An 11,184-nucleotide genomic window follows, 5' to 3' on the forward strand; every position below is an offset into this window, starting at 1 on the left:
CTGAGAAACAACTGAGAAACAATTAAAAGAATTTGGAGAAAAACTATCTGCTGATAAAAAAGCTCCTATTGAAGAAGGTTTGAAAAAACTTAAAGATGCACATGCTGCAAGAAACTTTGCTGATATTGACACAGCACAAGCAGAATTGCAATATGCGTGGAATGCAGCTTCAGAAGAGATGTATAAATCAGGACAAGACGGTGCACAACCTGAAGGAGCGCAAGCTCAGGATGGCGCTCAGTCAGCTGATGGTGGCGATAACGTTACTGATGTTGATTTTGAAGAAGTAAAAGACGATAAAAAATAGTCTTTTAAGCAATAAAAAGCCCCTTGATAATTTATCAAGGGGCTTTTTTATTGCTTAGCTAGTTCCAAAGATTCTCAGGATAAGTCCCATCTTTTACTAACTGATCTATACATTCCTGTACAAAAGGCTTATCTTCTTTATAAGTTACTCCAAACCACTGGCTATCTGTAGGTATAACTTTGAAAGAGGCTGYACCACTTTTTACAAGATTTTCGCCAATCAAAGGGATAAAGAACTCAGCTTTTGGTTTGTCTTTATTTTCTAAAGCAAATACTCTAAATAAGTCTTCAGTTAATTTAAAAACAGCTGGAGTAAAGCCCCAGAAGTTCATTGAAACCGGGGTGTTATATTCTAAAGGATATTCAGAACCATTTTCTTCATATACAATTCCACCATCTTTTTTATAAACCTGAGTACGTTCAGTAATCTCTTCAAGGAATCCAGCATCATTGGTTTTGCAAACCCCACGAGATACAGATCCAAAGTCAGATAGTGTTTTCCCAATTTGATAGCCAACAATAGAATAGTTGCTGTCAGTTGCCTCATTATTTAAAAAGTCTACCATTTTTTTAAACGCATCATAACCATAATAATCATCTGCGTTGATTACGCAAAAAGGCTCTTTAATGGCGTTTCTGCCAGATAGAATGGCATGAGCAGTTCCCCATGGTTTTTCGCGGTAAATTTCCTCTTCAATGCCAAATTGTTTCAAATCGAAATTTTGGAATACATAATCAGTTTCAATTTTACCATTTAGTTTAGGTTCAAATATGGCTTTAAAGTTTTCTACAAATTCTTCTTTGATGATGAAGACTACTTTGCCGAATCCAGCTTTAATTGCATCGTATATAGAATAATCAATAATTGTTTCTCCATTGGGGCCAAAGCCATCAATCTGTTTCATGCTGCCATAGCGACTTGCCATACCAGCTGCTAATATTAATAAGGTAGGTTTTTTCATGCAGCGAAAATAATGATTCAATTTATATTCAATGTAAAAAGTGAGATAGTTTTTTCATTAGTCTGATAACGGTTCTCAATGTATCGCATGGATATTGAGGTAGTTAAAATCCAAATATTCCCTTTCCGCCGCTGCTGCGAGGTTTTTTCCCTGTAAGCATACCAAATAATCCCCGCACTATTTCTTTTCCTATTTGTCTGGTTATAGTTGCGCCCATTACCTGTTCAACTAAACTCTTCTCACCTTTTTTAGGAGCCTCTTCTTGTTTTGTTTCTTCTTCCTCGGTTAGTTTATCATTTACACGTTTGGTTAAGATTTCATAGGCGCTCTCAGGATCAATTGATTCCTGGTATTTAGTAGTAAGCTCGCTTGATTGGACAAGGTTATTATAATCCGCCGCACTGAGTGGTCCCATGATTGCTCTTGGAGGTGTAAGCATAGTTGCTGCCACTTCTGTAGGGATACCTTTTTCGTTCAACACTGTTATCAAAGCCTGTCCGGTTCCTAATGAAGTCAACATTTTGTCGATCTCGTAGAATTCGGATCTTGGATAAGTATTTACAGTCTTTTTAAGCGCATCAACATCATTTGGTGTAAATGCTCTCAAAGCGTGCTGAACACGATTTCCTAGTTGAGATAATACACTCTCAGGGACATCACTAGGGGCTTGAGTACAGAAAAATACACCTATACCTTTTGATCTGATCAATCTGATAATAGTTTCTATCTGTTCCAGAAAAGCTTTTGAAGAATTTTTAAATAACAAATGCGCCTCATCAAAAAAGAAAACCAGCTTAGGTTTATCTAAATCTCCAACTTCAGGCATGCTATAAAAAATTTCTGCAAGTAAACTTAACAGGTAAGTAGAATAAAGCACCGGCTGATTTTGGACATCTGAGATATTGAGCAAACTGATTACTCCTTTACCGTCGGTTTTAGTAAAAAGATCTTCGATGTCAAATGAACGTTCGCCAAACATAGCGCTCAGTCCCTGTTGCTCAATGGTAACGATCTTTCTTAATATTGTTCCTGAGGTGGCAGTGGATATTTTACCATAAGAACTTTTAATCTCTTCGGCACCTTGCCCTTCGGCCAGGTATGAAACTAATTTTTTAAGATCATTAAGATCAATAATTGGTAGTTTGCTATCATCAGCATACTTAAAGATCACAGCTAAAACACCTGCCTGTGTATCATTTAGATCGAGGATTTTAGACAGTAGGGTAGGCCCAAATTCAAGAACAGTAGCCCGCATTTGAGCGCCTAATTTGCCAGATAAGGAAAAAATCTCGACAGGGAATCCAGAAGGATTAAAAGGCTTGCCCAGTTGACCTGCTCTTTCCTCTATTTTTGGATTGATTGGTCCTGGCTGATTAAGGCCTGATAAATCGCCCTTTACATCAAGCATAAATACCGGTACACCTGCATCAGACAATTGTTCTGATAGCAACTGCAATGTGCGGGTTTTTCCTGTCCCTGTTGCACCTGCAACAAGTCCATGCCTATTCATCATTTTTAAAGACAAATTAACTTCAGCTTCAGCGATTACTTGCCCATCCAGAATACCAGCTCCAAGATATATGTATGAACCACTTGGTGTATAAGAGGCCTTAATTTTTTCTGTAAATTTTGCGGATTGATCACTCATAGGAAAAGATAGTTTTTATAAAAGTAAGAAAAGCACCCGAAATACAAACAAAAGAAAGGGTGTATCATAGTTCATGATACACCCTTTTAAAAATAAGGTTATTTAAAACTACTTCTTATAAGTAAAGTCGTGATCTTTTTTAATGTTCAATAAAGAATGATAAATGAGGTTGATCACATTGTCAACATCTTCTTTATGAATCATTTCAACTGTGGTATGCATATACCTTAATGGTAAAGAAATTAATGCAGATGGAACACCTCCGTTAGAATAAGCAAAAGCATCAGTATCTGTACCGGTTGAGCGGGATGATGCCTGACGTTGGAAAGGGATATCATTCTTCTCAGCTGTTTCAATAAGCAATTTGTTTAAATTTGTTTGAACAGCAGGTGCATAAGAAACTACCGGACCTTTGCCACAAGCCAAATCTCCCTGAGTGATCTTATTGATCATTGGGGTAGTGGTATCATGAGTAACATCAGTAATTATAGCCACGTTAGGTTTAATTCTGTGGGCTATCATTTCGGCTCCCCTTAATCCAATTTCTTCCTGTACTGAGTTTACAATGTAAAGCCCAAAAGGTAATTTCTTTTTATTTTCCTGAAGCAGTCTGGCAACTTCGGCAATCATAAATCCACCGGCTCTGTTATCCAGTGCACGGCCAACATAATAGCGGTCGTTTAATACCATAAATTCATCTTCATAGGTAATTACGCAACCTACATGAATACCAAGTTTTTCAACTTCTTCTTTAGATGTACATCCACAATCAAGGAAGATGTTTTTTAACGCCGGAGCCTCCTCTTTCTCGCCACCGCTACGGGTGTGAATAGCAGGCCATCCAAATACGGCTTTAACCAAACCGTTGTCGGTGTGTATGTTTACGCGCTTAGAAGGAGCTATCTGATGATCTGACCCTCCATTGCGGATTACATAAATTAAGCCATCAGGAGTGATATAATTAACAAACCAGGAGATCTCATCGGCATGAGCCTCAATAACTACTTTGAAATCTGCTTTGGGATTAATCACACCAACTGCAGTCCCGTAATTATCGATGAAACTTTCATCTATATATGGTTTTAAATAATCTAGCCATAATTTTTGACCAGGGTATTCGAAACCTGTTGGAGATGGGTTATTGATATATTTTTCAAAAAATTGAAGCGATTTTTTATTTACTACACTTACGTGTTTCTTTTTATCTTCTTTTTTCTTTGCCATTGTATATTTTTTATTCTAAACAAATATAGAAACTACTGCCTAAGCACCAAGTTAATTATTGAGTTCTAACTCCATAATGACAAAGTCGATACCGTTATTTGTAGAAAATTTGTCTGTTTGAACGAAGCCGAATTTGTTATAAAAAGGGATGGCCGAAACGCGCGCATTGCACCATAGCTTTGCAGCTCCAAGGGATTTAACATAGTTAATTATATGATCCAATAATAATGATCCATATCCTTTTCCCTGCGACTCCACAATTGTCGCGAATTTTCTGAATTGATAAACATTGCCCGAATTGAACAAAGAAACTATAGAAGTTAGTTGGTTATTTGCAAATAGCCCAAAATGGATTCCATCATTATCATTAGCCAACTTTATAGCATCAAGAGGTAGGTCTGGATACATAACTTCATGTCTTATCCTCCAGGTTAAATCAGGTCTGATTTGTTCAATTTGAATTTCCTGCATCAATGTTAATCTTTATTTTACCACTATAAAACTTGTATATGCAAATGTTTAGAACAATAACGGCCCCGCATCCCCAGCAGAATAATGGCCACTTACCCTGTTCCCAAAGCCATAAACCTAAGGCGGAACCAAAAGATGCTCCAACAAAGCTCACAGACATAAACACAGTGTTTAAACGATTACGAGCTTCCGGTAGTATAGCATAGATCCGGGTTTGATTGGTTACATGGATAGCTTGCTGACCAATATCTATTAAAATAATACCAGCTACAAATAGGTAAAGGTGGCTGCCGGTAAAGTAAAAGGCAGCAATGCTAAGTAATTGCAGAATTAACCCGACCAGCAGATTCTTACGAGGGTTTTGGCCACCACTAAACTTTCCAACTAATGGCGCGGCTAAAGCTCCTGCAGCACCAGCAATGCCGAAAAGACCTATCTGCAGCGTTTGAAGATTAAATGGGGGATTGGCAAGGAATAATACCATCGTTGTCCAGAACGCGCTGAGTATAGAGAAAGCCAGAAAGTTTATAATAGAAGCTTCGCGTAGTACGGGCTCAGTTTTTATGTAATACCACATAGATGACATTAATTCATTATAAGTGCCTTTAAATGACGGTCTGCTTTGTGGAAAGCGTCTGGCCATAAGCAGTAATAAAAGGAAACATATGCCAGCAGCCATAAAATAAACTGTTCTCCATCCCCATAAAAATCCTATACTTCCACTAACTGCTCTTGATGCAAGGATGCCAATAAGTAAGCCGCTCATAATTATACCTACCGTAGGACCACGATCTTGGTCTGAACTAAGATTTGCAGCCATTGGTAAAACAAGCTGAGGAATAATGGAGCTTGCGCCAATTAATACACAAGCAATTTCCAATAATAAGAAGGAGTGGGCAAAAGCTGCCAACAGCAATGCCCCAATAGCAAGACATGTTATTAAAAGTATTTGTTTCTTCCTTTCAAACATATCACCCAAAGGAACCAATAGAAATAGTCCTAGGGCATAGCCAGCTTGTGTTAGGTATGTAATTTTACCGGCATGGCTCTCTGTTAAACCAAACTCTTTAGCGATTAAAATAACCAGAGGCTGGCAGTAATAAATATTTGCCACGATAAGCCCTGTACAAAAGGCCATCAATAGCACATCAGTACGACTAAGTTTCATTTATAGAGGGATATTTCCGTGTTTTTTACGAGGTCTGTTTACAACTTTGTTCTCTAACATTTTAAATGCCTTTATTAGTTTAGACCTGGTTTGGGCAGGTTCTATAACCTCATCTACAAAGCCACGTTCTGCGGCTCTGTAAGGATTAGCAAAAATATCTGAATAGAGCTTTTCTTTCTCCAGCCATTTTTCTTCAGGGTGCTCTGCGCTGGTAATTTCCTTCTTGAAAATTATTTCGGCAGCACCTTTTGCACCCATAACTGCAATTTCTGCAGTAGGCCATGCATAGTTTAAGTCGGCTCCAATATGTTTAGAGTTCATCACATCATATGCACCACCATAGGCTTTTCTTGTAATTACAGTAATACGGGGTACAGTTGCTTCACTAAAAGCATATAATAATTTAGCGCCATTGGTAATAATTCCATTCCATTCCTGGTCTGTACCTGGCAAAAAACCGGGAACGTCCTCGAAAACAAGCAATGGGATATTAAAGCAGTCGCAAAAGCGTACAAATCTGGCGGCCTTTGTTGAAGCATGATTGTCCAATACCCCAGCAAGATAAGCAGGCTGATTAGCAACAATACCTATACTTCTTCCTGCCAAGCGGATAAATCCGACCACAATATTTTCTGCATAATCTTTATGTACTTCTAGAAAGCTATCTGTATCGGCCACTTCGCTTATTATAGACCTAACATCATAAGGCTGATTCGAATTCTCGGGCATAATGCCATTAAGAGATAAACGACTTTCATCAGTCAAAGTATAGGGCAATTGCAATGGGATCTCTTCACAATTCTGAGGCATATAACTCAGTAATCTCTTAACATGATTAATGGCATCTAATTCATTTGAGCACGCAAAATGAGTTACACCCGATTTTGTAGCATGAGTAGATGCACCACCAAGTTCTTCAGAACTTACCTCTTCGTGGGTTACAGTTTTAACAACATTTGGTCCTGTAACAAACATGTACGAGGTATTCTCTACCATTAAAATAAAGTCGGTAATGGCAGGCGAATATACTGCGCCCCCAGCACAAGGTCCCATTATTGCTGAAAGTTGTGGGATAACTCCTGATGCCTGAACATTTCTATAAAATATATCGGCATAACCGCCTAAAGAAACCACACCTTCCTGTATCCGCGCACCACCACTATCATTTAAGCCAATCAGGGGAGCTCCGTTTTTCATGGCCATGTCCATTATTTTGCAGATCTTTTCGGCATGTGTTTCAGAAAGAGAGCCGCCAAAAACGGTAAAATCCTGTGAAAACACGTAAACTAGCCTGCCATTTATGTTTCCATAGCCAGTTACAACACCATCCCCTAAATATTTTTCCCGTTCCATGCCAAAATCAACACTTCTATGGGTTACCATCATGCCAATTTCCTCAAAGGAATTCTCATCCAATAAAAAATGGATTCGCTCTCTGGCCGTTAGTTTTCCTTTTTTATGCTGACTTTGAATTCTCGCTGCACCGCCACCTTCATTCGCTTTTTTTATTTTGTCCTGAAGTACATCTATTTTATTCTTCATTTTAAACACTAATAATTTTAATTATTTACCAGCGATACTGTAATCTGGTAGTAAACACATCATCTTTTAAGTCGGCCGTATAGTCTGGCAACTTAGTCGCATCGTTAACAACGTGCTCGTTGTACAATGTAAGTTTAAATCTTGAATTTATTAGATAGGTCAGGCCATAACCAAGGGTGCTAAATTTAATATCACCAGCTGAAGTATTGTTGCCTGCAATGCCAATTTCCGATTCACTTATTTCTCTGTTTGGGTCGTACACATCATAAGATACCAGTGCAGTAAACTTACTTTTTGCAATCTGCTGGGTTAACCATAAGTAATAACCAGAAAACTGGCGTAGATATAGGTCTGTTGCTGGTTGTGCAGAGAAACTAGTACTGGCAACTGGACCTAATATGCTGGCAGTAGCAGCTACCCCAGGTTGTGTTCCTTGAAGATATTCAGCTTTAAATATGGTTCGGCCAAAAGTATTGTCGTATTGAAGCTGTAAGTTACCTCCATAATATTCGCGTTTACCAAAGTAGCCAACATTGTCGGGGCTTGTGTTTTTTTGAAATCCAGATCCTGTAGCAGAGTAATAATTTTCAGTATCGTTACGTACCCAACCTTCATAGATAGATGCTCCAAAGCCTATATGAAGTTTTTTATTTGCCAGACTGTCGAATTTAAAACCAAGGTTGCCTATAATATCTTTTCTTGAGTCATAATCTCTGGCATTGTATCCGCTTCCATTTATTACAGCTAACTCTGCTGTCAGAAAATTAAATATTTTACTGGGGTGATAAGTAACCATGGCACCAATATCACGCTCCCTTGGCATCAACGTTTGGAAAACTCTCGCTCTTTCAGGGAAATCTCTATATCCCGAGGAGTAAACAATAGAGTGACCAAAGGGGCGGTTAAACAAACCAGCAGTTAACAATAGTTCCTTTGAATCAGGTTGATGCAACTGTATAAAGGCGTCCATTAATTGAATGCCATTTTGCGTAGCATCTATTTGGAAAACAATGCTCGAATACTTATCAGCCCTGTCAATTTTCAATCTACCCCTGCGAATCATGAAACGACTGTCGGAGTTTTTTGAGAAATCTCCGCCCGAAAAGGAGGAAATGCCACCAGATTGAGCTTTTTGAAATTGTGTTTGCAGATAGCCTGTTATCGCAATTTCATGAGGGTCATAAGTTGAGGGAGCATTATTACTTTGGGCAAAAAGGACAACCGGATAAAGAAATATCAGGCTTAACAGTGTTTTTTTCATGAATGAGTAAAAAAGAATTTTGATCGCCTAAATTACGGTAAATGAAGCATTTTTCTTTAAAATGGCTTCAGATTTTTAAAAAATAGAAGTCCAAAATATGATAAAGCAACAACTAAATTACATTTTTTTTACATGATAATTTGTAAATAAGCAATGTTTGGAGCTATTTTTGGAGAGTTAGGTGAAAGAATAAAAACAAATGTTTCTAAGAAAGTACCGTATATTAATAGTTATTACCTTCTTAAGTATCTTCTCGGCGAAGATGGTAATTTCCGGTGCGCCTGTATTTTTTAGTCATATTGATAAGAACATCATGATTTCTGTAATCATGCAAATCGAAGCCGAACATAGCAGTGATGGAGATCCGGGAAAGGCAAAAGTAAAGCTCTTTGATTATAAGATTGACTTTCAGCACGACTACGTATGGTCATCTGTCCTACATCTTTACGGTATAAAGAATAGCTTTATAGATAATTTCAAACGGTATTTCGATCCATTCCATCCGTCTGTACCCACACCGCCTCCTAACCTGAGCTAATTTATTATGTGTTACCACCCAAAGGGGGAGCGGTATGCAATTTTTAAAAATTAGTTTAAAAGATTAAAACATAGTTTTATGCAAAGTGGAAACTCAATCTTTTCAAGATTGGAAGTGAAGAAATATATATTAAAAAAGAATCTGAAGCGTGATTTGCCATCCAGTATTGTGGTATYTCTTGTTGCTCTCCCCCTATGTTTAGGGATAGCTTTAGCCTCAGGTGCACCTCTGTTTGCGGGTCTTATAACAGGTATAGTTGGTGGCGTTGTAGTTGCCAGCTTAAGCGGATCACAATTAAGTGTTAGTGGGCCTGCGGCTGGATTAACCGCAATCGTTCTGGGAGCTATCAGCCAATTGGGCGCTTATCAGACCTTTTTACTTGCAGTAGTTTTGGCAGGTGTAATTCAGATAATACTTGGATTGTTAAAGGGCGGAACTATCGGTAATTACTTCCCCTCAAGTGTAATTGAAGGGATGCTTGCCGCAATCGGATTAACCTTGATACTTAAACAACTTCCTCATGCGCTCGGGGTAGATTCAGATTTTTTTGGTGATGAAAGTTTCTTCCAAAAAGATAATGAAAATACATTTTCAGCCATTAGTGGGGCATTAGGCCATTTTAGTCTGGCTGCTATTGTAATAAGTGTATTGTCAATTTTAATCTTGGTCTTTTGGCCAAAATTTAAAAAATTAAGTGTTGTTCCCGCTCCCCTGGTAGTGGTAGTAATAGGAGTTGTGCTTACAATTGTTTTTCAGGGCGGGAATTATGCTTTGGAAGCAAAACAAATGGTAGAGATTCCAGTTGTGAACAGCTGGTCGGAATTTACGGGTTTATTTGCCGCACCAGATTTTTCACAGATAACGAATGGAAAAGTCTGGGTTGTTGCTGCAACAATTGCGGTGGTTGCCAGTCTTGAAACGCTATTAAGTATTGAAGCGGTAGACAAGATAGATCCAATTAAGCGTGTATCGCCTACAAATAGGGAACTGGTTGCTCAGGGTACAGGAAACATGGTTAGTGGTTTGTTAGGCGGATTGCCTTTAACATCGGTAATTGTAAGAAGCTCTGCAAACGTAAATGCAGGTGGAAGAACAAAGATGTCAGCTATTTTTCATGGAGTATGGTTGCTTTTATCCCTGCTTTTTATACCGGGTATTATCAATATGATTCCTTTGGCATGTCTGGCTGCAATTCTATTGGTAACAGGGTATAAATTAGCACGTATAGAGCTTTTTAAACATATGTACCACAAAGGCTGGGATCAGTTTGTCCCGTTTGTAATTACTATTGTAGCTGTTTTGCTAACAGATTTGTTAAAAGGTGTTGCAATAGGTATGCTGTTCTCAATATTCTATTTATTACGTACCAATATGCGTAATCCATACTTCTACAAAATACAGGAAGAGGGTAATAAAAAGAACTTGAGAATAAAATTGGCCGAAGAAGTATCTTTCTTAAACAAGGCTGCCATTCAGGTGGTATTAAATAAAATACCTAAAGAAACTAACGTGATCATTGATGGATCCAATTCACGGTATATAGACCCCGACGTATTGGAAACCATTTTTAATTATAAGCACAATGCTTATACAAAGGGTATTATTGTAATTTTAGAAAATATTAAAGAACAATATACCGTGCCAAAATTGAACAATAAAATCATTGAAGAAATTAATAATTAAATTATTATGTGCGCGAAATTAGAAAAACAACATACAGATCAGATTACTTATGATAGCTTATTAAATGGAAATAAAGAGTGGGTTGCTGAGACTCTTAAAGAAGACCCCCTTTTCTTTGAACGCCTCTCTGCAGGTCAAGCTCCGCCTGTATTGTGGATAGGTTGCTCAGATAGTCGTGTGCCGGCTAATCAGATCACGAACACAATGCCTGGTGATATCTTTGTACACCGCAATATTGCAAACGTGGTTACGCATACAGATATGAATTTGTTAAGTGTTCTGGATTATTCAGTTAATGTTCTTAAAGTAAAACATATAATTGTTTGCGGTCACTATGGCTGTGGGGGTGTAAATGCTGCACTTGGAGATAAACAAGTGGGG

The 11,184-nt window shown here is 38.1% G+C and carries 10 protein-coding genes and 1 pseudogene; 4 read left to right on the plus strand and 7 right to left on the minus strand.

What is annotated here, in order from left to right; genetic code table 11:
• Window positions 1-7: 7 nt before the first annotated feature.
• Window positions 8-307, plus strand: a pseudogene (locus AC1DDX_RS14285) (molecular chaperone DnaK); the annotation flags it as partial.
• A gap of 58 nt (window positions 308-365) precedes the next feature.
• Here AC1DDX_RS14285 and AC1DDX_RS14290 read toward each other — a convergent pair.
• The 7 genes from AC1DDX_RS14290 to AC1DDX_RS14320 form a co-directional block, all read right to left on the minus strand.
• The gene (locus AC1DDX_RS14290; protein WP_477622188.1) at window positions 366-1,268 is read right to left on the minus strand and encodes a nucleotidyltransferase family protein; all 903 of its coding nucleotides are present in this window, start codon (window positions 1,266-1,268) and stop codon (window positions 366-368) included.
• A 103-nt stretch (window positions 1,269-1,371) separates the two neighbouring features.
• The gene (locus AC1DDX_RS14295) at window positions 1,372-2,916 is read right to left on the minus strand and encodes a helicase HerA-like domain-containing protein (protein WP_288882904.1); all 1,545 of its coding nucleotides are present in this window, start codon (window positions 2,914-2,916) and stop codon (window positions 1,372-1,374) included.
• A 108-nt stretch (window positions 2,917-3,024) separates the two neighbouring features.
• Window positions 3,025-4,140 (minus strand): M42 family metallopeptidase, encoded by a 1,116-nt coding sequence (locus AC1DDX_RS14300; RefSeq protein ID WP_048907419.1) that lies wholly within the window; start codon window positions 4,138-4,140, stop codon window positions 3,025-3,027.
• A gap of 51 nt (window positions 4,141-4,191) precedes the next feature.
• Window positions 4,192-4,611: a GNAT family N-acetyltransferase gene (locus AC1DDX_RS14305; RefSeq protein WP_337717210.1), complete on the minus strand. Its 420-nt coding sequence runs from the start codon at window positions 4,609-4,611 to the stop codon at window positions 4,192-4,194.
• Entirely contained in the window at window positions 4,592-5,779 is a 1,188-nt protein-coding gene (locus AC1DDX_RS14310) for an MFS transporter (RefSeq protein WP_337717208.1), read from the minus strand. The genes AC1DDX_RS14305 and AC1DDX_RS14310 overlap by 20 nt, the downstream gene beginning before the upstream one ends.
• Window positions 5,780-7,321 carry an acyl-CoA carboxylase subunit beta gene (locus AC1DDX_RS14315; RefSeq protein WP_172661506.1) on the minus strand — a complete coding sequence of 514 codons (1,542 nt, stop codon included), beginning with the start codon at window positions 7,319-7,321 and terminating at the stop codon, window positions 5,780-5,782.
• Between the two features lie 25 nt (window positions 7,322-7,346).
• Window positions 7,347-8,582: a porin gene (locus tag AC1DDX_RS14320; protein ID WP_288882908.1), complete on the minus strand. Its 1,236-nt coding sequence runs from the start codon at window positions 8,580-8,582 to the stop codon at window positions 7,347-7,349.
• 199 nt (window positions 8,583-8,781) lie between these two features.
• On the opposite strand from AC1DDX_RS14320, the gene AC1DDX_RS14325 reads away from it, so the two are divergent.
• The 3 genes from AC1DDX_RS14325 to AC1DDX_RS14335 all read left to right on the plus strand — a co-directional run.
• A complete protein-coding gene (locus AC1DDX_RS14325) occupies window positions 8,782-9,120 on the plus strand; it encodes a hypothetical protein (RefSeq protein WP_048907414.1) in 339 nt (112 codons plus the stop codon).
• A 78-nt stretch (window positions 9,121-9,198) separates the two neighbouring features.
• On the plus strand, window positions 9,199-10,803 hold the full coding sequence (locus AC1DDX_RS14330) for a SulP family inorganic anion transporter (protein WP_477622189.1): 1,605 nt from the start codon (window positions 9,199-9,201) through the stop codon (window positions 10,801-10,803).
• A gap of 6 nt (window positions 10,804-10,809) precedes the next feature.
• Window positions 10,810-11,184 (plus strand): carbonic anhydrase (locus AC1DDX_RS14335; RefSeq protein ID WP_477622190.1); only part of this gene is annotated, 375 nt, incomplete at its 3' end.

It is taken from the genome of Pedobacter sp. 10L46_2, from assembly GCF_056395165.1.

Excerpts from the sequence above, each read along its gene's own strand:
- AC1DDX_RS14295 (WP_288882904.1), bottom strand. The coding sequence starts at position 2,916 with ATGAGTGATCAATCCGCAAAATTTACAGAAAAAATTAAGGCCTCTTAT.
- AC1DDX_RS14300 (WP_048907419.1), bottom strand. The coding sequence starts at position 4,140 with ATGGCAAAGAAAAAAGAAGATAAAAAGAAACACGTAAGTGTAGTAAAT.
- AC1DDX_RS14305 (WP_337717210.1), bottom strand. The coding sequence starts at position 4,611 with ATGCAGGAAATTCAAATTGAACAAATCAGACCTGATTTAACCTGGAGG.
- AC1DDX_RS14310 (WP_337717208.1), bottom strand. The coding sequence starts at position 5,779 with ATGAAACTTAGTCGTACTGATGTGCTATTGATGGCCTTTTGTACAGGG.
- AC1DDX_RS14315 (WP_172661506.1), bottom strand. The coding sequence starts at position 7,321 with ATGAAGAATAAAATAGATGTACTTCAGGACAAAATAAAAAAAGCGAAT.
- AC1DDX_RS14320 (WP_288882908.1), bottom strand. The coding sequence starts at position 8,582 with ATGAAAAAAACACTGTTAAGCCTGATATTTCTTTATCCGGTTGTCCTT.
- AC1DDX_RS14325 (WP_048907414.1), top strand. The coding sequence starts at position 8,782 with ATGTTTCTAAGAAAGTACCGTATATTAATAGTTATTACCTTCTTAAGT.